General features: G+C 71.8%; 23 protein-coding genes and 1 tRNA gene. 12 read left to right on the top strand and 12 right to left on the bottom strand.

Annotated elements, in window-relative coordinates:
- Positions 1–38: 38 nt before the first annotated feature.
- Together ACWCO8_RS11300 and ACWCO8_RS11305 are read right to left on the bottom strand one after the other, a co-directional pair.
- Positions 39–527: a RidA family protein gene (locus ACWCO8_RS11300; RefSeq protein ID WP_451032044.1), complete on the bottom strand. Its 489-nt coding sequence runs from the start codon at positions 525–527 to the stop codon at positions 39–41.
- A complete protein-coding gene (locus tag ACWCO8_RS11305; protein WP_003967454.1) occupies positions 527–685 on the bottom strand; it encodes a DUF4177 domain-containing protein in 159 nt (52 codons plus the stop codon). Before ACWCO8_RS11305 ends, ACWCO8_RS11300 begins: the two co-directional genes overlap by 1 nt.
- A gap of 72 nt (positions 686–757) precedes the next feature.
- Between ACWCO8_RS11305 and ACWCO8_RS11310 the strand changes: the two genes are divergently transcribed.
- Together ACWCO8_RS11310 and ACWCO8_RS11315 are read left to right on the top strand one after the other, a co-directional pair.
- Positions 758–1,720: an ArsA family ATPase gene (locus ACWCO8_RS11310; RefSeq protein WP_362005944.1), complete on the top strand. Its 963-nt coding sequence runs from the start codon at positions 758–760 to the stop codon at positions 1,718–1,720.
- The gene (locus tag ACWCO8_RS11315; protein WP_451032045.1) at positions 1,717–3,138 is read left to right on the top strand and encodes an ArsA family ATPase; all 1,422 of its coding nucleotides are present in this window, start codon (positions 1,717–1,719) and stop codon (positions 3,136–3,138) included. Before ACWCO8_RS11310 ends, ACWCO8_RS11315 begins: the two co-directional genes overlap by 4 nt.
- A 34-nt stretch (positions 3,139–3,172) precedes the next feature.
- On the opposite strand, the gene ACWCO8_RS11320 is transcribed toward ACWCO8_RS11315, so the two are convergent.
- Positions 3,173–3,517: a WhiB family transcriptional regulator gene (locus tag ACWCO8_RS11320; protein ID WP_015034550.1), complete on the bottom strand. Its 345-nt coding sequence runs from the start codon at positions 3,515–3,517 to the stop codon at positions 3,173–3,175.
- Positions 3,518–4,088: 571 nt separating this feature from the next.
- On the opposite strand from ACWCO8_RS11320, the gene ACWCO8_RS11325 reads away from it, so the two are divergent.
- The gene (locus tag ACWCO8_RS11325; RefSeq protein ID WP_451032046.1) at positions 4,089–6,329 is read left to right on the top strand and encodes a transglycosylase domain-containing protein; all 2,241 of its coding nucleotides are present in this window, start codon (positions 4,089–4,091) and stop codon (positions 6,327–6,329) included.
- A 93-nt stretch (positions 6,330–6,422) separates the two neighbouring features.
- On the opposite strand, the gene ACWCO8_RS11330 is transcribed toward ACWCO8_RS11325, so the two are convergent.
- On the bottom strand, positions 6,423–6,887 hold the full coding sequence (locus ACWCO8_RS11330; RefSeq protein ID WP_451032047.1) for a GatB/YqeY domain-containing protein: 465 nt from the start codon (positions 6,885–6,887) through the stop codon (positions 6,423–6,425).
- A gap of 73 nt (positions 6,888–6,960) precedes the next feature.
- Between ACWCO8_RS11330 and ACWCO8_RS11335 the strand changes: the two genes are divergently transcribed.
- From ACWCO8_RS11335 to ACWCO8_RS11360, 6 genes are all read left to right on the top strand, one after another.
- On the top strand, positions 6,961–7,899 hold the full coding sequence (locus tag ACWCO8_RS11335; RefSeq protein ID WP_451032048.1) for a metallophosphoesterase: 939 nt from the start codon (positions 6,961–6,963) through the stop codon (positions 7,897–7,899).
- Positions 7,900–7,938: 39 nt separating this feature from the next.
- The gene (locus tag ACWCO8_RS11340; RefSeq protein WP_451032049.1) at positions 7,939–8,676 is read left to right on the top strand and encodes a Pr6Pr family membrane protein; all 738 of its coding nucleotides are present in this window, start codon (positions 7,939–7,941) and stop codon (positions 8,674–8,676) included.
- A gap of 38 nt (positions 8,677–8,714) precedes the next feature.
- Positions 8,715–8,788, top strand: a tRNA-Pro gene (locus ACWCO8_RS11345).
- A gap of 228 nt (positions 8,789–9,016) precedes the next feature.
- Positions 9,017–9,622, top strand: a complete 606-nt coding sequence (gene merB / locus ACWCO8_RS11350) for an organomercurial lyase (protein WP_451032050.1) — start codon at positions 9,017–9,019, stop codon at positions 9,620–9,622.
- 143 nt (positions 9,623–9,765) lie between these two features.
- Complete coding sequence (locus tag ACWCO8_RS11355) at positions 9,766–10,860, top strand: serine/threonine-protein kinase (RefSeq protein ID WP_451032051.1); 1,095 nt, start codon at positions 9,766–9,768, stop codon at positions 10,858–10,860.
- A gap of 59 nt (positions 10,861–10,919) precedes the next feature.
- Positions 10,920–11,138: a hypothetical protein gene (locus tag ACWCO8_RS11360; RefSeq protein WP_451032052.1), complete on the top strand. Its 219-nt coding sequence runs from the start codon at positions 10,920–10,922 to the stop codon at positions 11,136–11,138.
- Between the two features lie 3 nt (positions 11,139–11,141).
- Here the strand turns inward: ACWCO8_RS11360 and ACWCO8_RS11365 are convergent, their stop codons facing one another.
- A complete protein-coding gene (locus ACWCO8_RS11365) occupies positions 11,142–12,038 on the bottom strand; it encodes a hypothetical protein (RefSeq protein ID WP_451032053.1) in 897 nt (298 codons plus the stop codon).
- A 424-nt stretch (positions 12,039–12,462) separates the two neighbouring features.
- On the opposite strand from ACWCO8_RS11365, the gene ACWCO8_RS11370 reads away from it, so the two are divergent.
- The 3 genes from ACWCO8_RS11370 (at position 12,463) to ACWCO8_RS11380 (ending at position 15,435) form a co-directional block, all read left to right on the top strand.
- Entirely contained in the window at positions 12,463–12,756 is a 294-nt protein-coding gene (locus tag ACWCO8_RS11370; protein WP_362005913.1) for a DUF6191 domain-containing protein, read from the top strand.
- Between the two features lie 83 nt (positions 12,757–12,839).
- Positions 12,840–14,672: a S9 family peptidase gene (locus ACWCO8_RS11375; RefSeq protein WP_451032054.1), complete on the top strand. Its 1,833-nt coding sequence runs from the start codon at positions 12,840–12,842 to the stop codon at positions 14,670–14,672.
- Positions 14,673–14,694: 22 nt separating this feature from the next.
- A complete protein-coding gene (locus ACWCO8_RS11380; protein ID WP_451032055.1) occupies positions 14,695–15,435 on the top strand; it encodes an SURF1 family protein in 741 nt (246 codons plus the stop codon).
- A gap of 61 nt (positions 15,436–15,496) precedes the next feature.
- Here ACWCO8_RS11380 and ACWCO8_RS11385 read toward each other — a convergent pair whose 3' ends face one another.
- The 7 genes from ACWCO8_RS11385 to ACWCO8_RS11415 all read right to left on the bottom strand — a co-directional run bounded on the left by ACWCO8_RS11385 (position 15,497) and on the right by ACWCO8_RS11415 (position 24,595).
- Positions 15,497–16,591 (bottom strand): hypothetical protein, encoded by a 1,095-nt coding sequence (locus tag ACWCO8_RS11385; RefSeq protein ID WP_451032056.1) that lies wholly within the window; start codon positions 16,589–16,591, stop codon positions 15,497–15,499.
- A 59-nt stretch (positions 16,592–16,650) separates the two neighbouring features.
- Positions 16,651–17,238: a SigE family RNA polymerase sigma factor gene (locus tag ACWCO8_RS11390; RefSeq protein ID WP_451032388.1), complete on the bottom strand. Its 588-nt coding sequence runs from the start codon at positions 17,236–17,238 to the stop codon at positions 16,651–16,653.
- A 428-nt stretch (positions 17,239–17,666) separates the two neighbouring features.
- On the bottom strand, positions 17,667–18,746 hold the full coding sequence (locus ACWCO8_RS11395) for an aspartate-semialdehyde dehydrogenase (protein ID WP_451032057.1): 1,080 nt from the start codon (positions 18,744–18,746) through the stop codon (positions 17,667–17,669).
- Positions 18,743–20,014: an aspartate kinase gene (locus tag ACWCO8_RS11400; protein WP_362005903.1), complete on the bottom strand. Its 1,272-nt coding sequence runs from the start codon at positions 20,012–20,014 to the stop codon at positions 18,743–18,745. Before ACWCO8_RS11400 ends, ACWCO8_RS11395 begins: the two co-directional genes overlap by 4 nt.
- 193 nt (positions 20,015–20,207) lie before the next feature.
- Positions 20,208–21,956 carry a tetratricopeptide repeat protein gene (locus ACWCO8_RS11405; protein ID WP_451032058.1) on the bottom strand — a complete coding sequence of 583 codons (1,749 nt, stop codon included), beginning with the start codon at positions 21,954–21,956 and terminating at the stop codon, positions 20,208–20,210.
- A 195-nt stretch (positions 21,957–22,151) separates the two neighbouring features.
- Positions 22,152–22,574, bottom strand: coding sequence for a hypothetical protein (locus ACWCO8_RS11410; protein WP_451032059.1), 423 nt, complete (start codon positions 22,572–22,574; stop codon positions 22,152–22,154).
- Positions 22,575–22,612: 38 nt separating this feature from the next.
- The gene (locus ACWCO8_RS11415) at positions 22,613–24,595 is read right to left on the bottom strand and encodes a tetratricopeptide repeat protein (RefSeq protein WP_451032060.1); all 1,983 of its coding nucleotides are present in this window, start codon (positions 24,593–24,595) and stop codon (positions 22,613–22,615) included.
- Positions 24,596–24,598: the final 3 nt, after the last annotated feature.

Here is a 24,598-nt window from a genome sequence, read left to right on the forward strand (position 1 = left end):
TGGACGGGAGAACCGGCTCTCATCGAAAGGATCGGCTGTCAGGCCTCGACGAGCTCCACCTGGACCTCGACCTCGACCGGAGCGTCGAGCGGGAGCACGGCCACGCCGACCGCGCTGCGCGCGTGCACGCCCTTGTCGCCGAGGACCGCGCCGAGCAGCTCGCTGGCGCCGTTGATGACGCCGGGCTGGCCGGTGAAGTCGGCGGCCGAGGCGACGAAGCCGACGACCTTCACGACGCGCTTGATCCGGTCCAGGTCACCGGCGACCGACTTCACGGCCGCGAGGGCGTTCAGCGCGCAGGTGGCCGCGAGCTGCTTGGCCTCCTCGGCGGTGATCTCGGCGCCGACCTTGCCGGCGGCCAGGAGCTTGCCCTGCACCATCGGGAGCTGGCCCGAGGTGTAGACGTACACGCCCGACTGCACGGCCGGCTGGTAGGCGGCCAGCGGAGGCACGACCTCCGGCAGGGTCAGGCCCAGTTCGGCGAGCTTCGCCTCGACGCGGCCGGCACCGTTCGCGGCGCCGCTCATCAGGCCTTCTCCCGCTTCAGGTAGGCCACGAGCTGCTCGGGGTTGTTCGGGCCGGGAACGACCTGGACGAGCTCCCACCCGTCCTCGCCCCAGGTGTCCAGAATCTGCTTCGTCGCGTGCACGAGAAGGGGCACGGTCGCGTATTCCCACTTGGTCATGGAGCCGACTGTATCCGCTGCCACAGGCAGCCTCCTGCTTAGGCGAGCGCTCCAGTGGTTAGGCTCGAAGGCGTGAGCAGGCTCCAGGTCGTCAGCGGCAAGGGTGGTACCGGTAAGACGACGGTCGCCGCCGCCCTCGCGCTCGCCCTCGCGACGGAGGGCAAGCGGACTCTCCTCGTGGAGGTCGAAGGCAGACAGGGCATCGCACAGCTCTTCGAGACGGAAGCGCTTCCGTACGAGGAGCGCAAGATCGCCGTCGCCCCGGGCGGCGGCGAGGTCTTCGCGCTGGCCATCGACGCCGAGCGCGCGCTCCTCGACTACCTCCAGATGTTCTACAAGCTGGGCACCGCGGGCCGAGCCCTGAAGAAGCTCGGCGCGATCGACTTCGCGACGACGATCGCACCCGGCGTACGGGACGTGCTGCTGACCGGCAAGGCCTGCGAGGCGGTCCGCCGGCGCGAGAAGAACAACGGCTACACCTACGACCACGTCATCATGGACGCGCCCCCGACGGGCCGGATCACCCGCTTCCTCAACGTCAACGACGAGGTGGCCGGGCTTGCCAGGATCGGCCCGATACACAATCAGGCCCAGGCCGTCATGCGCGTCCTGAAGTCCCCGGAGACGGCCGTGCACCTGGTGACGCTCCTGGAGGAGATGCCGGTCCAGGAGACCGCCGACGGCATCGCGGAGCTGCGCGGGGCCGAACTGCCGGTGGGCGGTGTCATCGTGAACATGGTCCGCCCGCACGTCCTCGACGAGGCGGCGGTACGGGCGGCCTCCGGCGACCACCGGGACGCGATCGCGCGCACCCTGGCCGGTGCCGGCGTCCGGGGCGGTACGAAACTGGTCGAGCCGCTCCTGGAGCAGGCCGCCGAGCACGCGCAGCGGGTGGAGCTGGAGCGCGAACAGCGGGCGGTGCTCATGGAGCTCGACGTACCGTCGTACGAACTCCCCTTCCTGGGGGACGGGGCGGACATCGCGGGCCTGTACCGGCTGGCGAAGGAGCTGCGGAAACAAGGGGTGGGCGTGTGACGGGTCCGGTGAACGGCACGGCGAACGGTCTGGACTCCGTCCCCGTACTCGAACTCGATCCGCTCATCGACGACCCGGGCACCCGGATCATCGTCTGCTGCGGCGCGGGCGGCGTCGGGAAGACGACGACCGCGGCGGCCCTCGGCGTACGGGCGGCGGAGCGGGGCCGCAAGGTCGTCGTCCTGACGATCGACCCGGCGCGCCGGCTCGCGCAGTCGATGGGGATCGACTCGCTGGACAACGTGCCGCGCAAGGTGGAGGGGATCAAGGGCTCCGAGTCAGAAGGGGCATCGCGCAGCGATTCGAGCAAGGGTGGCGGTGGGCGACGGGCGGGCGAGCTGCACGCCATGATGCTCGACATGAAGCGGACCTTCGACGAGATCGTCGAGGCGCACGCGGACGCCGAGCGGGCCCGCGCGATCCTGGAGAACCCGTTCTACCAGTCCCTGTCGGCCGGTTTCGCCGGTACGCAGGAGTACATGGCGATGGAGAAGCTCGGGCAGCTGCGGGCCCGCGACGAGTGGGACCTGATCGTCGTCGACACCCCGCCGTCGCGCTCCGCGCTCGACTTCCTGGACGCGCCGAAGCGGCTCGGGTCGTTCCTGGACGGGAAGTTCATCAAGCTCCTGATGGCCCCGGCGAAGATGGGCGGCCGGGCGGGGATGAAGTTCCTGAACGTCGGGATGTCGATGATGACGGGGACGCTGGGCAAGCTGCTCGGGGGTCAGTTCCTGAAGGACGTCCAGACGTTCGTGGCAGCGATGGACACGATGTTCGGCGGCTTCCGGACCCGGGCGGACGCGACGTACAAGCTGCTCCAGGCGCCGGGCACGGCGTTCCTGGTGGTCGCGACGCCGGAGCGGGACGCGCTGCGGGAGGCCGCGTACTTCGTGGAGCGGCTCGCGGCCGAGGAGATGCCGCTCGCGGGGCTCGTCCTGAACCGCGTCCACGGCAGTGGCGCCGCCCGGCTCTCGGCCGAGCGGGCGCGGGCCGCGGCGGAAAATCTTGACGAGGGGCGCATTGTGGATCAGGGGGCCGGGAAGACTGGAGGGCGTGGCTCCCGTGCCACCGCCCCCAACGAGCCGTCAGACTCCACGACCGCCGCCGACACAAGCACAGGCACGACCGCAGACCCCTCTGCACCGAGCACCGAGGCTGCCCCCACAGCCGACGAGACCGATGTTCATGCCGACCCCGACGCACAGGACATCCAGCAGCTGACCGCGGGCCTGCTCCGGCTCCATGCCGAGCGGATGCAGGTGCTCGCGCGCGAGCAGCGCACACGAGACCGGTTCACGGCGCTCCACCCCGAGGTGGCCGTCGCCGAAGTGGCCGCCCTGCCGGGCGACGTGCACGACCTGTCCGGACTCCGCGCCATCGGCGACCGCCTCACGGCGGGCCGGATGCCGTCACTCTGAGCTCCACGCTTGCCGTGCGCGTACCGGCGGGCGGTCAGCCCACCGCCGCGTACGCCTCGTACGTCGCGTCGTCCTCGATCGCCACGGGCAGCAGGCCCGCTCCCCGCTCGTACTCCGTCCGCGCGGTCTCCAGCAGGCGACGCCACGAGGTGACGGTCGGCCGCCGGCGCAGCAGGGCACGGCGCTCGCGCTCCGTCATACCGCCCCACACACCGAACTCCACCCGGTTGTCGAGGGCGTCGGCCAGGCACTCGGTCCGCACCGGACAGCCGGTGCACACCGCCTTCGCCCTGTTCTGCGCCGCTCCCTGCACGAAAAGTTCATCCGGATCGGTAGTGCGGCAGGCCGCCTGCGCACTCCAGTCAGCTACCCAGCCCATACCGGCGCCGTCCTCTCCCGAATCGAGGCTCCCCCACGGCGGTAGCGGCATATTCACCGCTGCCAGTTGGTGACGTTACGGAAGGTGGGCACAGCGCAACACCCCCTTCGGGCCCAATCTTGAATGGCCCGAACGGACTATGCGTACGCGGCAGATCACCCAGGGGAGTGACCGATGGACATGCGTGCCGAATCCGGCGAACCGGTACAGTTCGCCCGACTGTGACGGTGCCACTTGGGGCGTCGAGTGACGCATGGGGCGGAATCGGGCAGGGGGTTCCCAGGGTTCGGGGCCAAGGGAATTCCTGCCGATGTCACGCCCGGGTCTTGCTTCGGCCTTGATGCAAAACCACACTGCTGTGACAGTTGAGAGCAGCTTAGGCCAAGGCATTCCCGTGTGTCCGGCGAATGCGAACACCGCTCCCGGACACGCCCCTGACGTGCGCTCCGGCGTGCCCCCTGACCCGCGCGGACCCGCCCGGACCCGCTCGGATGTCACGGTCTGGTACTCGAACGCTCCGAGAGGCCCCCGCTCCTACGGAACGCTCATCACTACGGATTAGGCTGCCCCCATGGCAAAGAAGCGCTCGGGCGGAGGTCTGACCGGGACCCAGCAGGCCGCCAAGTTCCTCGGTGTCAGTGTGCTCGCGGGAGCCGTACTGGCGGGCATCGCCCTGCCCGCGGCCGGTGCACTGGGTCTGGCGGCGAAGGGGACGGTCGAGGGGTTCGACGAGATCCCGTCCAACCTCAAGACGCCACCCCTGAGTCAGCGGACCACCATCCTCGACTCGGACGGCGGTGTCCTCGCCACCGTGTACTCGCGCGACCGGAAGGTCGTGCCGCTGGAGAAGATCTCTCCGTACATGCAGAAGGCGATCGTCGCGATCGAGGACTCGCGCTTCTACGAGCACGGGGCGATCGACCTCAAGGGCGTGCTGCGCGCGATCAACCGCAACGCCCAGTCGGGCGGCGTGGCCCAGGGCGCGTCCACGCTCACGCAGCAGTACGTGAAGAACGTCTTCGTCGAGGAGGCCGGTGACGACCCCGAGAAGGTCGCCGCGGCCACCCAGCAGACCATCGGCCGCAAGGTGCGCGAACTGAAGTACGCGATCCAGGTCGAGGAGGAGCTGGGGAAGAAGAAGATCCTCGAGAACTACCTCAACATCACCTTCTTCGGTCAGCAGGCCTACGGCATCGAGGCGGCGGCCCAGCGCTACTTCTCCAAGCCCGCCGCCGACCTGAAGCTGGAGGAGGCCGCGATGATGGCCGGCCTCGTCCAGTCGCCGAGCCGCTACGACCCGGTCAACGACCTCCAGGAAGCCACGAAGCGCCGCAACGTGGTCCTCCAGCGGATGGCCGACGTCAAGGACATCAGCCAGGCCGAGGCGGACAAGGCGAAGGCCGCGCCGATCAAGCTGAAGGTGAAGACCCCGAAGAACGGCTGCATCACCGCCGTCGACGGCGCCGGCTTCTTCTGCGACTACGTGCGCAAGACGATCCTCAACAACCCGGTCTTCGGCAAGACGGTCGAGGAGCGGCAGAAGCTGTGGAACCTCGGCGGCCTGACCGTCCGGACCACGCTCGACCCGCGCGCGCAGGAGGCGGCCAACGAGGCCGCCGTCGCCCACGTCAACGAGGACGACAAGGTCGCCGCCTCGGTCGTCCAGGTCCAGCCGGGCAGCGGCAAGATCCTGTCGATGGGTCAGTCGCGGCCGTACGGTCTCGACCAGAAGCAGCACCAGACCACGCTCAACCTGGCCGTCGGCAGCAAGATGGGCGGCACGACGTACGGCTTCCAGACCGGTTCGACCTTCAAGCCGATCACGGCCGCGGCCGCCCTGGAGAAGGGGCTGAGCCCGGCGCAGAGCTTCGCCACCGGGTACGAGATCGACATCCCGGAGAACTCGTACACGCGCTGCGACGGCAAGCCGGCCGGTTACGCCAACTGGAAGGTCGGCAACGAGCTCAAGTCCGAGACCGGCAGCTGGGACATGACGAGCGCGCTCGGCAAGTCCATCAACACCTACTTCGCCAAGCTGGAGCAGATGGCCGGCCTGTGCGAGACGATCACGATGGCCAAGAACGTCGGGTACGAGCGCGAGCTGGGCAAGAAGGTCAAGGAGAGCCCCTCGATCACGCTGGGCGCGATCGAGTCCACCCCGCTCGACATGGCCGCCGCCTACGCCACGTTCGCCAACCGGGGCACGTACTGCACGCCGATCGCCATCGAGTCGATCAAGACGGCCAACGGCGAGCAGCTGAAGGTGCCTCAGACCGAGTGCTCGCGGGCGATGAGCGAGCGGACGGCCGACACCATCAACCAGATGCTGAAGGGCGTCGTCGAGGACGGCACCGGTACGAAGGCCGGTCTGAGCGACCGCGACAACGCCGGTAAGACCGGTACGACGAACGACCGCAAGGACGCCTGGTTCGTCGGGTACACGCCGAACCTGTCCACGGCCGTCTGGGTCGGCGACGACGTCGGCGAGAAGGTGTCGATGTTCGACATCACCATCGGCGGCCAGTACTACGGCAAGGTCTGTGGTGGCTGCCTCCCGGGCCCGATCTGGAAGATCGCGATGCGTGGGGCGCTCGACGCCTCCGAGACGCCGCAGTTCGCCCCCATCTCCGTACCGCGCGGCCAGACGGGCGAGGAGAAGGACAAGGAGAAGCCCGGCGGCGACAACAAGCCCAACAAGCCGAACAAGCCGGGCTTCCCCGAGATCACCCTCCCGCCGGGCGTCATCGGCGGCGGGGACGGTGGCGGGAACGGTGGCGGGAACGGCCGCGGTGGCGGCGGCAACGGTCCGTAAGCAGCAGTCATGACGAAGAGGGCGCCTCCCGCGCGGCGGGGGCGCCCTCTTCGTCTGTCTTCTTCGTCTGCGCTCTTCGTCTGCCTCTGTCGGCTAGCCGGCGAGCAGCTTCCTCACCGCGGCCGCCACGCGCCCGCCCTCGGCCTGGCCGGCGACCTTCGGGTTCACGATCTTCATGACCGCGCCCATCGCGCGCGGGCCCTCGGCGCCCGCTGCCTTCGCCTCGGCGACGGCGGCGGCGACGATCTGCTCCAGCTCCGCGTCGTCGAGCTGCTTCGGCAGGTACGCGTCGAGGAGCACGCCCTCCGCCTTCTCCCGCTCGGCCGACTCGGCGCGGCCACCCTGGGCGAAGGCCTCCGCGGCCTCGCGGCGCTTCTTCGCCTCGCGGGCGATCACCTTCTGCACCTCGTCGTCGGAGAGCTCGCGCTTGGTGGTGCCCGAGACCTCCTCCTTGGTGATCGCGGTGAGGGTGAGCCGGAGCGTCGAGGAGCGCAGCTCGTCGCGCTCCTTGATGGCGGCGTTGAGGTCGTCCTGAAGCTTGGCCTTGAGCGTGGTCATGACCCAAGTGTGTCAGGTGCCGAGCCCCGACCGCCCGCGCATTTCCTCCCATCGGGTCTGCGACGATGGGGGGATGCGCGCACGGTACGGGATCCCCCTGAAGGTCACGGCAGGTCTCACGGCGACGGCCGCGGCCGGAATCGTCTACGCGGCGGGCTTCGAGGCCCGCTCGTTCCGGCTGCGCCGGGTGACGATCCCGGTGCTCCCGCGCGGGATGCGGGACCTGCGGGTCCTTCAGGTCTCCGACATCCACATGGTGTGCGGGCAGCGCAAGAAGCGGGCGTGGCTGCAGAAGCTCGCGGGGCTGCGCCCGGACTTCGTCGTGAACACCGGCGACAACCTCTCCGACACGGACGCGGTGCCGGAGGTCCTGGACGCGCTCGGCCCGCTGATGGAGTTCCCTGGAGTCTTCGTCTTCGGCTCCAACGACTACTACGGGCCGCGGCTGCGCAACCCCGCCCGCTACCTCCTGGAGAAGGCCCAGGGACGGCACGGCCTGAACGGCAACAAGCCGGTGGTGGGCGCGGTGCACAACCCGTGGGAGGAGCTGCGGGACGCCTTCGACGAGGCGGGCTGGGTGAACCTGACCAACACGCGCGGCCGACTGAAGCTGCCCGGCCTCGACCTGGCCTTCACGGGCCTCGACGACCCGCACATCAAACGGGACCGGTACGACCGGGTGGCCGGCGGCCCGGACGTGTCGGCCGACTTCTCGATGGGCGTGGTGCACGCGCCGTACCTGCGGACGCTGGACGCGTTCACGGCGGACGGCTACGGGCTGATCCTGGCGGGGCACACGCACGGCGGTCAGCTGTGCGTCCCCTTCTACGGCGCCCTGGTGACCAACTGCGACCTGGACACGGACCGGGTGAAGGGTCTCTCCACGCACACGGTGGCGGACCGGACGTCGTTCCTGCACGTCTCGGCGGGGTGCGGCACCAACCGGTTCACGCCGGTCCGCTTCGCCTGCCCGCCGGAGGCGACGCTGCTGACGCTGACGGCGCGCGACTGACGGGGCTCCTCTGCGGCCCCACGCGTTTACGGTGGGGGAATGCTCACGCCGAACTCCGCCGCGGCCGTGCCCGCATCCGCCGTCATACCGACCGTCCGTCGCCCCGTCGCGGCGGTCTTCCGGGCCCTGATCGCGCTCGCTGCGGCGACGGGCGTGGTGATCGAGTGCGTCCTGGGGAGCGTGCCGGTCGTCCTGAGCTTCTTCACGATCTGGTCGAACATCGCGGTCGCGGTCGTCTTCGCGCTCTCGGCCCGCCGCGCGTGGATCGGCCGGCCGCCGCTGCCGGCGGTGTGGACGGGCGGGGTGCTGCTCTGCATCTCGGTGGTGGGGCTCGTCTTCCACTTCGTCCTGGCGAACGGTTCGAGCGAGTTCAACCAGGCCGCGGAGATCGCGAAGCTCACGGGCGGGAAGGCGGTCGCCAACCAGCTCCTGCACACCGTGACCCCGATCGGCGCGGCCCTCGACTGGCTCCTGCTCACCCTCCCGGGCGCCCTGCGGTGGCGCCACGCGGCCCAGTGGCTCGCGGCCCCGGCGGCGTACCTGACCTTCGCCCTGATCCGGGGCGCCCTCCTCTCCCCGGACGTCCCGACCCGCTACACGTACCCCTTCATCGACGTCACCCGCTACGGCTACGCCGGCGTGACGGTCAACGCCCTCGTCCTGGGCCTCGCCTTCTTCGCCCTCGGCCTCGCGATCGTCGGCCTGGACCGCGTCCGACCTGCGGTGAGGGGCCGCGAAAACCGGATTTCGTCTCCGGGCGCCGGTGGGCTAAAGTAATCGATGTCGCCGCGACGTGAAGAACTGAGCAGTGACATCGGGGTGTAGCGCAGCTTGGCAGCGCGCTTCGTTCGGGACGAAGAGGTCGTGGGTTCAAATCCCGCCACCCCGACAGCTGAAACACCAGGTCAGGGGCCTGATCCGCGAGAGCGGATCAGGCCCCTGAGTGGTTTCCTGGGCATGGAGGGCTCGATCGGGGCTCGACCAGGGCTCGGCCCAGGAAGGAGCCACGGGGATGAGCGGGAACGCCGCCTCTTCAGTGCCGGCGCATCTGAGTGGGGCCGAGAGGGTTCGGCTGGCCGTCTATCACGGGTTCGCGCGGACCGGGGGCGCGCCTGGTGTGGCGGAGCTCGCCGGGCTCACCCGGCTCAGCGGTGATCAAGTGCGGCAGGAGCTGCTCGGGCTCCATGAGAGTCGTGATCTGGTGCTGGACCCCGAGGACGCCGACCGGGTCGTGATGGCGCACCCCTTCGCTTCCGTGCCGCTCGGGTTCTCCGTCATGGGGACGCACACCTTGTGGTGGGGCGGCTGCGCCTGGGACTCGTTCGCGCTGCCCCACCTGCTCCACGACGAGCCCGACGTCCTGGTCGCCACCCGCTGCCCCGCCTGCGACACCCCGCACGCCTGGGTGGTCGGCCGGGAGGAACCCCCGGCGGGCGAGCAAGTGGCCCACTTCCTCGTTCCCATGGCGCGGGTCTGGGACGACGTCGTGCACACCTGCGCCCATCAGCGGCTGTTCTGTTCCGAGGGCTGCGTCGAGACGTGGCTGGCGAGGGCCGGGGAGGAGCCTGGTTATGTGATGGGGCTCGGGACCCTTTGGCGGTTCGCCAGTGACTGGTACACCGGGCGCCTCCAACCGGGCTACACCCGCCGCGACCCCGCCTCCGCCGCCGCCTACTTCGCCGAGGTCGGTCTGCACGGTGCGTTCTGGGGGTTGCCCGAGTAGGTGCCGCTCCATGGGGCGTGTGCTCGAAGTCGATCAAGCGGCTCTACGCTGTTACGGCATCGGTGCCGGACGGCGGAGACGGCGACGCGTGCTGCTGTCAGGTTGTCGACCAGGTAGTCGACCGTCGAAAGGCTGGGTCTCAGGTGCTGGTCGCGGACCGATATCGGCTTCAAACGTGTGTCGGGCGTGGCGGCATGGGCGAGGTCTGGCAGGCCACCGACGAGGTGCTCGGGCGGTCCGTGGCCGTGAAGTTGATGCTCGGGCACGAACACGATCCCTCCGCGGGCGAACGGTTCCGGCTCGAGGCGCAGACCGCCGCCCGGCTCAGTCATCCGCATGTCGTCGGCGTCTTCGACTTCGGTACGTGGGACGGAAAGCTGTTCCTCGTCATGGAGTTGGTCGAAGGGTCCAGCCTCGCCTCCGAGCGGGGAGCGCCGCCCCTCGTGCTGCCGCCCGAGCGGGTGGCCGTCGTCGCCGGCCATGCCGCCGCCGGGCTCGCCGCCGCGCACCGGGAAGGCGTCGTGCACCGGGACATCAAGCCCGGGAACCTGCTGCTCGACGGGGACGGGACCGTGAAGCTCGCGGACTTCGGGATCGCCCGGTTCGTCGACGACCCCTCCGCCGCGCTCACGACCACCGGCCAGATCGTCGGCACCGGCCTCTACCTCGCCCCCGAGCGGGCCCTCGGGCGGACCGCCTCGCCGGCCTCCGACGTGTACTCGCTCGGCTGCGTGCTGTACCAACTCCTCACCGGACGGCCCCCGTTCCAGGGCGACACCGCGACCTCCCTGCTGTACCAGCACATCGACACGCCTCCCGCGCCGCCCCGGCAGCTCGGGGTCGGGCTGCCCGCGGCCTTCGAGGCGTACCTCCTCACCATGCTGGCCAAGGAGCCCGAGCAGAGACCTCCCGCCCAGGCCATCTCCGACTGGTTCACCTCGGGGGCCTGGCGGGGGAATCCGATGCCTCCGGTTCAGCCGCAGGTACAGCCGCAGGTACAGCCGTACGGACGGCCGCCCGTACGGCCGCAGACGCCTCGCTCGCCTCGCTCGCCTCAGCCGCCGATGCGGCGTCAGGGGCAGCCCCCCGCGCCTCGCGCCGCCTCCCGGCGGCAGGCCCGGCGTGCCGAGAGTGGGCTCGCCGCGCTCTCCCGGCGGCGGCCCCGGAAGACCGCCGCCGTCGCCGGCGGCATAGCCTTCGTCGTCTTCCTCCTGATCGGCATGGCCTGGCTGTCGTGAGTGACCCGAACGGGGGTCGCCGGGTGGTCCGGGGTGGGGCGGTCCGGTCCCCTGGGGACATGCACCCCCTCCACACAGCCGCCGAGGCGGCGGCCACCGTTCCCGCCGACGTCGTCTCCGACTCCGGCCCGTCCGCCCTCGCCCTGGGCCTCGGCGCCGCCGCCGTCGCGGGCGCCATCGGCACCGCCGTCGTCCGCAGCAGGATGTCGAAGACGATCGAAGGGGCGTCCGAGCGAACGCCCGGGAGCGGGACGGGTTCCGATCCGTCGCAGAACTGAGCTCTACGGGGTCTCCCGCACCAGTTCCTCCAGGCCTCGACGCGCGCCCTCCTCGGACGCCCTGGTCAGCTCCGGGGCCGGTAACGCCTCGCGGAGTGCGCTGTCGCTGCGGCGGCGCGCCGGGGCGCAGAACTGGGCGGCGCTGTACGAGTCGTCGAAGGCCGAGGTCCGCAACAGGTCGACGGCGCCCAGCAGATGGGCCGCGTCCCTCGGGCGGCCTCGCAGGATCCGCAGGCGGGCCACGAGTTCGGCCGCGCAGGTCGCCCCGACGACGCCGCCGAGCCGGAGGTGGGTGCGCAGGGCGCGGACCGCGTGGCGTACGGCGCGTACCGGATCGCCCTCCCAGGAGTGGAGTTCGGCGCGGGCGTAGTGCGTCCAGGCCTCGGCCATGAGGTCCCGGCCCGTCCAGTTCCAGCCCGCCGCCCGGTCCAGGGCCTCCTGGGCGGCCTCGGGGTCGGTACGGATCAGGGCGGGCGCGAGGGCCGCCCACACGGCCTCCCGGCTCGGGCCCACCTCGAGGTAGTCGCCGATGCTGTTCAGGGCCTCGTGGAACTCCGCCGCCGCGGCATCCGTTCGCCCTTGGAACAGGGCCGTGGAGCCCCGCAGGTGCGCCAGGAGCCCCAGGCAGCGGTCGTCGCCCTGGCGCACGGCGGCGGCCCAGGCCTGGGCGAGCAGGGGGTCGGCGTCCTCCGGGCGGCCGGCCTCCAGCTCCAGGAAGGCGGCCAGCCAGAGCGCGCGGGCGGGCAGCGGGCCGGGGTGCAGGGCCATGGCGTGCCGGAGCCGCGTCAGGCCCTCGACGACCCGCCCGCAGGCCACCCACAGGAACCACAGCGAGACGGCGATCTCCACCGCCGAGTCCGCCTCGGCCGACGGCGACAGCGGGGCGGTCGTCGGGTCCATGGCGACGGTCAGATCGGGGAGTTCGCGCAGCGCGAGCGCGCGGGCGTCCTCCTGGCGTCCGGCTGCGCTCGGTCGACGAGCTGAACGATGTGACGGCGGCGGTCGCCCGGGCCGTCCCGGGGTTGCGGATCACGGGCACGACCCTCTCCCTGCGCGTCCGCAAGCTCGGCGCCCAGGTCCTCGGCCCGGACGGCCGCCGCAGCCACCACGTCCGCCCGGACGTCTGGGGGACGGGGAGGGGTAGGCCCCGAGGGGGAGCCCGGGGGAGGTAGGCCGGGGAGGTGGCCCCGAGAGGCAGCCCGGGGGAGGTAGCCAGGAGAGGTGGCCGCGAGGGATGGCCCTGACGGGTGGTCCTGAGGGGTGGCCGCGAGGGATGGCCCCGAAGGGTGGCCCCGCGCGGGCCGTCCGCCGGACAATGGCGCGCATGGAGTTCGCCGTGTTCGTGACGCTGCCGGGTCTTGTCATCCTGCTCACCGTGGTCGCCTTCGCCGACCAGATCCTGCGCATGACCGGGCGCGGCCGGCGGACGGGGCAGGTCTCGTCGACCGGCTTCGAGCAGCTGCACGCCACGTTCTCGCAGGGCAAGCAGAACGAGCTCAAGGAGCGGCAGAGCGCCCTCGTCCTGCGCGACGACGAGGAGGACGGCGCGCCGCCGAACCGCTCGACGGTGGATCTGGCGGGCGGCCGCGCGGTGATCCGCACCCGCGCGCGGACGTAGCCGCGAGGCAGGTCGTGGGGAGTTGTCCACAGGCTGCGGACGCGGGCGACGGAATGTCCGCCGATCGGAGCATGATGGGGGGCATGACCGAGAGCAACGAGATCACCGCCACCCCCGACCTCCGTGACGTCCCCGCCTGGGAGCGGCGGTTCCGGGCCCCCCGTGTCTCCCTGCCCGAGTGGGCCGAGGAGGCGCCCGATCGTTCGCTGTTCGTGTCCAACGCGACGGGGACGTACGAGCTGTACGCCTGGGACCGGGCGACCGGTGTCCAGCGGCAGGTCACGGACCGGCCGAACGGGACGACGGACGGCACGCTGTCGCCCGACGGGCGGTGGATCTGGTGGTTCTCGGACAAGGACGGGGACGAGTTCGGGGTCTGGATGCGCCAGCCCTTCGAGGGCGGCGCGGACGAGCCCGCGGTGCCCGGGCTCGCGGCCTCGTATCCGGCCGGGCTCGCGATCGGCCGTGAGGGCACGGTGGTCGTCGGCCGGTCGACGGACGAGGAGGGCTCGACGATCCACCTCGTACGGGGCGGGGCGGCGCCCGTCGAGATCTACCGGCACCCGGAGTCGGCCGGGGTGGGCGACCTCTCGCACGACGGTTCGCTGCTCGTGATCGAGCACACCGAGCACGGCGACGCGATGCACGAGGCCCTGCGGGTGGTGCGCACCGAGGACTCCTCGGTGGTGGCCGAGCTGGACGACTCCAAGGGCGGCACGAAGGAGCTGGGGCTCTCCGTGCTCGGCTTCGCGCCGGTGGACGGGGACACCCGGCTGCTCGTCGGGCACCAGCGGCGCGGCCGCTGGGAGCCGATGCTGTGGGACGTGGCGACGGGCCGGGAGACCGACCTCCGCCTCGACCTGCCGGGCGACGTGGCGGCCGAGTGGTACGTCGACGGTACGGGCCTGCTGATCGTCCACAGCTTCGAGGCGCGCAGCGAGCTGTGGCGGTACGACATCGCGACGGGCGCCCTGGCGCGGGTGGAGACCCCGGCCGGTTCGGTGTCGGAGGCCACGGCCCGCCCCGACGGCACCGTGGAGTACCTGTGGTCCTCGGCCGCGGAGCCGGCGAGCGTGCGCTCGACGTCCGGTGGGGTGGTCCTCGACCCGCCGGGCCCGAAGGCGCCCGGTTCGATTCCGGTGGAGGACGTGTGGGTGGAGGGCCCGGGCGGCCGGATCCACGCGCTGGTGCAGCGGCCGGCCGAGGGCGAGGGGCCGTTCCCGACGGTCTTCGAGGTGCACGGCGGCCCCACCTGGCACGACAGCGACGCCTTCGCCTCGGGCCCTGCGGCCTGGCTCGACCACGGGTACGCGGTGGTCCGGGTCAACTACCGCGGCTCGACCGGCTACGGCCGGGAGTGGACGGACGCGCTCAAGCACCGCGTCGGCCTGATCGAGCTGGAGGACATCGCCGCGGTCCGTGAGTGGGCCGTCGCCTCGGGGCTCGCCGACCCGGCCAAGCTGGTCCTGTCCGGTGGCTCGTGGGGCGGGTATCTGACGCTCCTCGGGCTCGGCACGCAGCCGGGGGCCTGGTCGCTGGGGCTCGCCGCCGTCCCGGTCGCCGACTACGTGACGGCGTACGCGGACGAGATGGAGGCCCTGAAGGCGCTGGACCGGACGCTCTTCGGCGGCTCGCCGGAGGACGTGCCGGACCGGTTCGAGGCCTCGTCGCCGCTGACGTACGTGGACCGGGTCACGGCCCCGGTGTACATCTCGGCGGGCGTCAACGACCCGCGCTGCCCGATCCGCCAGATCGACAACTACGTGGACCGGCTCGCCGCACGGGACGCGGTCCACGAGGTGTACCGGTACGACGCGGGGCACGGCTCCCTGGTGGTGGAGGAGCGGATCAAGCAGGTCCGCCAGGAGCTGGCCTTCGCCGCGCGTCACCTGGGGACCCGGCCGGTCGGGGGGTGAGGCGGCTGCGTACCGTGGAGGGGTGTACCGGTTCCTGAGAACGCCCCGCTGGTGGGGGATCAACGTCTTCGTCCTGCTGGCGATCCCGTTCTGCCTGTTCATGGGGACGTGGCAGATGGGCAAGTTCGAGGACCGCGTCGACTCCCATCAGGAGGCGGAGCGGGCCCCCGACCCGGGCACGCTGAAGACCGAGCCGCTGGCCGCGCTGCTGCCGGTGGACAAGGAGACCTCGGGCCGGCACGCGCAGGTGAGCGGGCGGTACGACCAGCAGTTCCTGGTGCCGGACCGTGAGCTGGACGGCCGCCCGGGCAGTTACGTCCTGACGCTCTTGAAGACGGACGGCGGCAAGTCCCTGCCGGTGGTACGGGGCTGGCTGCCGGCCGGCGCGAAGGCGCCGGCCCCGCCGTCGGGCGAGGTCACCGTGGTCGGCGCGCTCCAGGCCTCCGAGACCGCGGGCACGAAGGGGGTCCGCGCGGCCGGCGGCCTCCCCGATGGCCAGCTCGCCATGATCAGCGCGGGGTCCCTGGTGAACGTGGTCCCCGACGAGGTCTACGACGCCTGGGTCACGCTCACCGACTCCCCCGCCGGGCTGACCCCCGTCCCGGCGGCGGCTGCGGCGGGCACGTCGCTGGACCTGAAGGCGTTCCAGAACCTCGGCTACACCGCCGAGTGGTTCGTCTTCGCCGGCTTCGTCCTCTTCATGTGGTTCCGCCTCCTGCGCCGCGAGGCAGAGGCCCAGCGCGACGAGGCGCTGGGGCTCTAGACACCCTCACAGCAGGCACCGTCGGCGCCGGGAGGCGTCCCGGCGCCAGGAGGCCTCCGCGCTAGGACGCGTCCAGGACGCCCGTGCGGTAGATGGTGCCCGCGCACGCGTTCGGGATCGTGGTGGCTGCCTGGGGGGCGCCCGGGTCGGCGGTGTGGCTGATCGCGACGCTGCCGTCGGCGGGGGTCCCGTCCATGACGAGCTGCGGGGCCGCGCCGTCGACCGCGTCGCCGTTGCCGGTCGAGCCAGAGGCCCCCGCCGACGTACCGCCGTCGCCGCTGTCCTTGGACGGGCTCGGGGTCGGGTCCGGAGTGGGCGTCGGCGTCGGGTCCGGGCCGGGGCCGGGGTCCGGGGTGCCCGTGGTGGGGCAGGTCGCCGCCGGGACCCAGGCGAACTTCACCTCGTACGCGTTGTCCGGCTTCAGGAGCAGCGTGGGCGACTCCTGCGAGGGGTCGGGCAGTCCGCTCGCCGCGTCCCCCGCCGTGTGCGCGACGACCGTGATCTTGGACGGGTCGGCCGCGCCGAGCGCCTGGAAGCCGACCGTGCCGTCGCCGCCGACCACGCACTCCTTGCCGGAGACGTTGGAGATGCGGAAGGTGCCGTAGACCTTGCCCTGGGCGTCGGGGCCGCCCGCCTGCGCCGAGCCGACGGCCAACTGCCCGGCCGCGCAGACCGGCAGGGAGCCCACCGGGGAGCTCGAACCGGAGCCCGTGGCGCCGTTGGCCGCGTCCTCCGTCTGTCCCCCGGCACCGGCGCCCTGGCTCGGAGCCGCGGTGCCGCTCGGCTTGCCGGCGCCCTGCCCGCCGCCCTCGACGCCGGTCTCGGAGCCGGTGCCGCCCTGCGCCTGCTCGCCGTGGCCCGCGTTGACGGCCTGGTCGGCGGTGATGCCGCCGGAGCCGGCGACATGCACGAGGGCGGGCACGGCCGTGCCGATCAGCACGGCGGCCGCGGCGAAGCCGACGACGGCCTGGCGCTTGCGGGTGCGCCGCGCGGGGACGGCCCGGCGCAGATGGTCGAGGGCGCCGTCGGAGGGCTGGAGGTCGCCCACGGCGCCGTGCAACAGCCGCCGCAGCGCCAGTTCGTCCCCGTCGAAGAGGTCGTCGTGGCCGTCGGCCCGCTCGTTGTCCGGCCGGTCGTTCACAATCCTGTGTCCCATGTCGTCGCGTTCACCGTCGGGCAGTCCGCTCGTACCACCGGAACTCGTACCGCCGGAGCTCATGCCGTCGCCTCCATCGCGACGCGCAGCGCCGCGATGCCACGCGAGCCGTACGCCTTCACCGACCCCAGGGATATCCCGAGGGTCTCGGCCACCTGGGCCTCCGTCATGTCCGCGAAGTATCGCAGGACCAGCACCTCGCGCTGCCGCCGCTGAAGTCCGCGCATCGCCTTGATGAGGGCGTCGCGCTCCAGCTGGTCGTACGCCCCCTCCTCCGCGCTCGCCATGTCCGGCATCGGCTTGGAGAGCAGCTTGAGCCCGAGGATGCGGCGGCGCAGGGCCGAACGCGAGAGGTTGACGACCGTCTGGCGCAGATAGGCCAGGGTCTTCTCGGGGTCCCGGACCCGTTTGCGCGCGGAGTGGACGCGGATGAACGCCTCCTGGACCACGTCCTCGCAGGAGGCCGTGTCGTCGAGGAGCAGCGCGGCGAGACCCAGCAGCGAGCGGTAGTGCGCTCGGTAGGTCTCGGTCAGGTGATCGACGGAGGTGCCCGCGGACACGATGCCGTCAGCGCTCTCGCGGGGCGAGGGTATGCCGGACACACCGGCCGCCCTGGTCCCCGCGGGCATGGGGGCGATCACCGGCATGCCGCCGGTCGCCGGACGCGGCCGCCGGAGCGGGCGCACCACTGGGACGCCGCTGATCGCAGCGCCGCCGGCGCGTGCCGGAACCGTGAACGTGCCGCGGAGCGGGACGACCGCCGCGATGTCGAGTACCTCTGCCACGCCTGTTGGACACGCTTCCCCCCGTCAGGGTTGTACGAGTACGCCACCGTTCTTGACGGTGCACCTATTGCCCTCATGCGTACTCGTTCATCCCCAATGCCCCGCTTTCACGGCCCGTACTGCGACACACCAAAGACACACCACATGGGTGCGCAAAGAGACGTCCCCTACCCAACTGCCGGTTGCGGTAAGGGTGAAGAGCATCGTCGAACATGGCGTCACCCCAGTTCAAGGGGCATCCGGAGCCGACTTGCTCACAGGTCGTTCACAGATCCTACAAAGTCGAACGATCAAGCGTCGCCGATTTCCGGACGCTCCGGACGCTCGGGACGAATGATCGACTCCGCGATCTGTACGGCGTTCAGCGCGGCGCCCTTGCGGAGGTTGTCGCCGCAGACGAAGAACTCGAGCGCCCGCTCGTCGTCCATCGACCGGCGCACCCGCCCCACCCAGACCGGGTCCGTGCCCACGACGTCGGCAGGCGTGGGGAAGGCGCCCGAGGCCGGATCGTCGAAGAGGACCACGCCGGGCGAGGTCGCCAGGATCTCGTGCGCCCGCTCCACGCTCACCGGCCGCTCGAACCGCGCGTGCACGGAGATCGAGTGCGCGGTCACCACCGGGACGCGGACGCAGGTCGCGACGACGGGCAGCCCGGGAAGGTCGAGGATCTTGCGGGTCTCGGCGCGCAGCGCCAGCTCCTCGGAGGACCAGCCGTCCGCCGAGAGCGCCCCCGACCAGGGCACCACGTTCAGCGCGACAGGACCGGCGAAGGGCCCGGTGTCGTCGCCTACGGCCCGCCGTACGTCTCCGGGGTGCGTACCGAGCTCGGTCCCGGCCACCAGCGACATCTGCGCGTGCAGCGCGGCGACGCCCGCCTGCCCACCCCCGCTCGCGGCCTGCTGGGCGGTCACCACCAGCTCGCCGAGCCCGAACTCGGCGTGCAGCGCGCCCACGGCGACGATCAGCGGCAGCGTGGAGCAGCCGGGGCTCGCGACGATCCCCCGGGGCCGTACCCGTGCGGCGTGCGGATTGATCTCGGGGACCACCAGCGGCACGTCCGGGTCGGCCCGGAACGCCGCCGAGGTGTCCACCACCACCGCGCCCTTGGCGGCGGCGATCGGCGCCCAGCGCGCCGCGATGTCCTCGGGCACCAGGAAGAGGGCGAGGTCGACGCCCTCCAGTGCCTCCTCGCTCAGCGCGAGGACCTCGGTCTCCTCCCCGCGTACGGCAAGCTTGGCGCCGGCCGAGCGCGGGGAGGCGACGAGTCGGATCTCGCCCCAGACGTCCGCGTGCTGCGAGAGCATCTGGAGCATGACCGCACCGACGGCTCCGGTCGCACCGACGACCGCGAGCGTCGGCTTACGGGTCATCGGCCGGTGCCTCCATAGACGACGGCCTCGTCGGAGTCGCTGTCCAGACCGAAGGCGGTGTGCACGGCGCGCACGGCCTCGTTGACGTCGTCGGCGCGGGTGACGACCGAGATGCGGATCTCCGAGGTGGAGATCAGCTCGATGTTCACCCCGGCGTCGGAGAGCGCCCGGAAGAAGTCGGCCGTGACGCCCGGGTTCGTCTTCATACCGGCGCCGACCAGGGAGATCTTGCCGATCTGGTCGTCGTAGCGCAGCGAGTCGAAGCCGATGACGTTCTTCGTCCGCTCCAGGGCGTCGATGGCCTTGCGGCCCTCGGCCTTGGGGAGGGTGAAGGAGATGTCCGTCAGACCGGTCGACGCGGCCGACACGTTCTGGACGATCATGTCGATGTTGATCTCGGCGTCCGCGATGGCGCGGAAGATGGCCGCGGCCTCGCCCGGCTTGTCCGGCACGCCGACGACGGTGATCTTCGCCTCGGAGGTGTCGTGGGCGACGCCCGAGATGATGGCCTGCTCCACCTTGCGGTCCCCTTGCGGCTCGTTGCTGACCCAGGTGCCCTGCAGCCCCGAGAAGGACGAGCGGACGTGGATCGGGATGTTGTAACGACGTGCGTACTCGACGCAGCGGTGCAGCAGCACCTTGGAGCCGGAGGCGGCGAGCTCCAGCATGTCCTCGAAGGAGATCCAGTCGATCTTCTTCGCCTTCTTCACCACCCGCGGGTCGGCCGTGAAGACGCCGTCGACGTCCGTGTAGATCTCACAGACCTCGGCGTCGAGCGCGGCGGCCAGCGCGACGGCGGTCGTGTCCGACCCGCCGCGGCCGAGCGTGGTGATGTCCTTCTTGTCCTGGGACACACCCTGGAAGCCCGCGACGATGGCGATGTTGCCCTCGTCGAGGGCGGTGCGGATCCGGCCCGGCGTGACATCGATGATGCGCGCTTTGTTGTGGACCGAGTCGGTGATGACACCGGCCTGGCTGCCCGTGAACGACTGGGCCTCGTGGCCCAGGTTTTTGATCGCCATGGCCAGCAGGGCCATGGAGATCCGCTCTCCGGCGGTCAGCAGCATGTCGAACTCACGCCCGGCCGGCATCGGGGATACCTGCTCGGCGAGATCGATCAACTCGTCCGTCGTGTCGCCCATCGCGGAGACCACGACGACCACCTGGTGGCCGTTCTTCTTGGCTTCCACGATCCGCTTGGCGACGCGCTTGATGCCTTCGGCATCGGCAACGGAGGAGCCTCCGTACTTCTGCACGACAAGGCCCACGTGCGCTCCTCGCTCAGTCTTTGCCGCAGTCATTACTGCGGTCGGCTCAGTTTAACGAGCGGCCCGGAATCGCCGACCGTATATCGCATCCTGAGATGTCCCGCTCAGGACGTGATCACGTCGGGGGGACCCGGGCCGCCCGTGGGGACCGCATGCCCTGCGGGGGCGGGGGTACGCGGAGGTGTGGGCGGGCTCACAGTCCCCAGGGGCTGCCCGGAGGCCGGATGTGCCACAGGTGGGCCGTGAAGGGGTGCTCGTCCCCCAGGGCCCGTACGGCGTCGGCGACCACCGCCTCGAACTCGGCCACCGCCCGCTCGACCTCCCCCACCGCCTCGTACAGCCGGACCAGGTTCAGCCGGGAGGTCAGCGTCTCCGGGTGGTCCGGACCGAGCAGCCGCCCGCGCTCGCCGAGCGTCCGCTCGTGCAGGGCGATCGCCTGCTCCAGGCGCCCTGCGTCCTGGTAGGCGACGCCCAGGTTGCTCCGTACCCGCAGGGTGTCCCGGTGGTCGGGGCCGAGGAGACCTTCGAGTCCGGCGAGCGCCCGTTCCATCAGGGCGACCGCGCCGTCCTTGTCGCCCATCTGCCGCCAGGTGACCGCGAGCCTGCCGCGAGCCATGTGCGTCTCCGCCCGGTCCTCGCCGAGCACCCGCTCCAGATCGGCGACGACCCGCTCCTGAAGGTCGGCCGACGACCACAGCTCGCCCTCGATGGCCCAGCACTCGGCGATGCCCTGGCGGCTGGCGACGGTGTCCGGGTGGTCCGCGCCGAGCACGCGCTCCCGGCACTCGACGGCCCGGTCGAACCAGTGCACCGCCCGCAGCAGGTCGCTGTGCTCCACCATGAACCAGGCCGCCCGGTCCACGAGCGCCGCCGTACGCGCGGTGTCGGCCGCCGGGTCGACCTGCCCGAGGTACGTCTCCACGTGCGGGAACAGCGCGCGCCACGCGCCCCACTCCGTCGCGCCCCCGACGCCCCGGGGCACGGCCTCGGTGAGCGTCTCCTCCGCGAGGGCGCGGGCCGCGTCGATGTCCTCGGCCCGCCGGTGCGGATCGTGTGCGTCCACCGTACGCGCGACGGACTGCACGAGCCGGTGTACGGAGACGGCGCCGTCCTCGTGCAGCGTCACCATGCTGTGCGCGGCGAGCCGCCCGACCGCGCGCCGCACGACGGGAGTGGGCCCGAGCCGGTCGAGCAGCTGCCGGGGGATCCGGTCGGGCCCCCACCAGGCGAGGACTCGCAGCAGGGTCCCGGTGAGCGGGTCGACGGCGACGAGCCGGTCCAGGGTGAGCCGCCAGGTCCGTGCGACGGCCTCCTGCCCGTCGCCGGGGTACCGGCGGAGCTGGTCGAGGTACTCGGCGGGCGTCGTACGGGTCTCGGCGCAGTAGGCGGCGGCCTGGGCCACGGCGAGGGGCAGGTGCCCGAGCGTGGCGCAGACCGTCTCCACGTGGTGGCCGTCCCGGGGCCCGAGACCGCCGACGGCCTGTGCGTACATCGCGTACGACTCCTCCGGGTCGAGGACGGTCAGGTCCAGGACCTCGGCGATGCCGTGCCAGCCGGCCGCGTGCCGGGTCGTGACCAGGATCCGGCCGCGCCCGGCGAGCCGGGAGAGCAGGTCCTCGACGTCGGCGGCCTCGGTGACGTTGTCGAGCACGAGCAGCCATCCGTCGTGCGTGGACAGCCACTGCAACGCCCGCTGCCGCAGGGCCTCCCGCGGGAGTACGTCGATCAGCGCGGGCTGCATCGCGCCGGCGAGGTCGGCGAGCCCGGCGTCGAGGTCGGCGCGGCTCTCGGCGGTGATCCACCAGGTGGGGTGGTCGCCCCCTCCGGCCCGCCCAGCGGGCGGCGAGCGTCGACTTCCCGACGCCACCGAGTCCGCGGAGGGCGACGACGCGGTGATCCGGTGCCTCGAAGTGCTCGTCCAGCCACCGGAGTTCCCGCTCACGCCCGACGAACCGCACGGCCTTGCGCGGGATCTTGGACAGCCCGTCCGGGCAGACGGCGGGCGCGAGTGCCTCGGGCGGGAGCAGGATCGCGCGTTCGACCTGGGTGACGTAGTCCCCGGTCGCGACCCGCCCGATGTTGCCGCCGGCCGCGACGGCCCGGTCCCCGGCGGCCTCGACGTGGGGCTCTGTGCCGGTCACGCGTCGCCCGTCGACACGCTCCCGATGTCACCGCCCGCGGCGACGGAACGGTCCCCGGACGCGGTGACGGGCCCTCGGGCGGGCGGCGGGGTGGGGTTGGGTGCGGGGGCCGGTGCGGGTACGGGTACGGGTGCGGGGGTCGTGCCGCTGCCCGTGGCCACGGACCCGATGTTGCCGCCCGCCGCGACGGAGCCGGCGCCGGAGGCGGTCACATTCGGTGGGGCGGCTGTGCCCCGGCCGAACTGCCCCCAGAGCGTGAGCCCGATGCCCACGACAGCGAGAACGGCCCCGGTGACGCTGGCGATCTGGTCGGCCTTCCCGAGGTCGGCGAGGGCGACGGCGATCAGGGCGTCGATCCCGACGACACCGACGCCAACGCCGGTCCACAGGAGTGCCTTTGAGTTCACGCGCGTTGCCATGCACCCATGATGGCAGCGCGGCTGCGAGACCGTGCGGCTTACTCCATTGCCATCCGCACAAGCCGCGTCAGCTCGCACTCCCCGAGCACCGACAGGCAGTCCTCAAGCAACTCGGCCGCCAGGGCTCGCCCGCGGTCCTGCTGTCCGCCCTCATTGAGCACTTGGACGCCGAGAAGGCGGAACAGGAAGGTACGCGACGCGGCAGCGCCGCTGCTGTGCCGGGCCCCCTCGATCAGCTCCTCCGCGAGGGCGAAGGCGCGCTCCGTCTCCCCGGCACGCGAGAGCGCCAGGACCAGGGTGTACTTGATCCTGCCCACGAGATGGGGATCATTCGGCGACGCGCGCTCGGCTTCGGCCGCGAGTTCCTCAAGAGCGGTCACGTCGATGCCCCCGCCGGAGCGGCCCTCGATCAGCGCATACCGCGCCTGGATGGCCGCAGAATGGGCGGGCCCCAGGAGACGATCCAAGTGTTCGACGTTCTCGGTGAGCAGTTCCTCCGCCCGCTTGGGTTCGCGTTCCCGCAGGACTCGGGCCAGGTTCTCGCGGGCTTCCAAGGTGGCGGAATCGTCCGGCCCGAGGATCCGCAGCCGGTCCGAGAGGCAACCCTCCAGGAGATCGATCGCCCGCGCCTTGTCGCCCGCCACGTTCAGGGCCAGGCCCAGGAATTGCACCGCGCGCAGCGTCATCGGATGGCCCGGGCCGTGGATCCGACGCAGGGAGATCACCGACCGCTCGAGGAGCGGCAGAGCTCGGCTCGTGTCCGTGTCCCTTCCGAAGAACACTCCGGCCAATTGGCAGAGTTCGGCCACCGCGTCGGTGTCCTCCGCCTCAGCGACGTGCCCAGCCAGCGCCTCCGCGTGCACGGCCACCTGGCGTCCCGCGCCGGCCGCCTTGTGCGCCGCGCCTCGGCGCAGCAAATACACGGCGCCCTCAAGGAGAGTCGCCTCCGCCAAGTCCGCCCTGACCACCGCCTGCACCAACCGGTGGACGGCCAGCTCCCCGTCCCTCAGCGTGATCATGCTGTGCGCGGCAAGGCGCCGTACCGCCTCCGTGACCTCCAGAGGCGTCCCCAGCGGCTCCAGGAGCCAGCGCGGGATCCCTTCGGGCGCCCACCAGGCGATGACCCGGAGCACAGTGACGGCCATCGGGGTGTCCGCCAGTCGAACCAACGTCACCTGCCACACCCGCGCCAGCGTCCGCGCCGCCTCGCCGCCCTCCGCCGTCGCGGCGAACATCTCGGCGGGGTACTCCGCCAGCAACTCCAGGTACGTACGCGGGGTGATGCCGGCCTCCGCGCAGTACGCGGCCGCCTGCTTCAGCGCGAGCGGCAGGTAGCCCAACTCCGCGCAGAGGTCGTCGAGTCCGTCGGCCGCTTCGCACACGCCCCGGAACAGTTCCGCCGCTTCCCCCGGGCCCAGGACCTCCAGCGCCACCGTCCGTCCGATGTCCTGCCAGCCCGACGCCCTCCTCGACGTCACCAGGATCCGGCCGCTGCCGCCCGCCCGGGCCAGCAGTGGGCGCAGGTCCGCCGGGTCCGAGACGTTGTCGAGGACGAGCAGCCAGCCCTCGTGCGTCGCCAGCCACTGCAACGCCCGCTCGCGCAGGGCGTCTTCGGGGAGGACGCCCACCACCGACGGCTGCATCGCCCGCGCCAGCTCCGCCAGGCCCGCGTCCAGTTCGGCCGGGGTCTCGGCCGTGATCCACCAGACCAGCTGGTGGTCGGGCACCCGGTTCGCCGCCCATCGGGCCGCCAGGGTCGACTTGCCGATGCCGCCCAGGCCACAGATGACCTGGACGGGCTCCATGTCCTCGTCCAGCAGGGCCAGTTCGCGTTCGCGGCCCACGAACAGCTTCGTTCGCTCCGGAAGATGGACCAACCCGCCCGGCGACACAGTCAACGCCTCCGCCAGCAGCAGCGTCGCGCGCTCCACCTGCGTCACGAAGTCGCCCGTGTTGACGCGCGCTATCGACCCGCCGGCCGCGACCGATCGGTCGCCGGACGCCTCCGCTCCCCCCGTCATCGG

Source organism: Streptomyces sp. NPDC001927 (assembly GCF_053594455.1).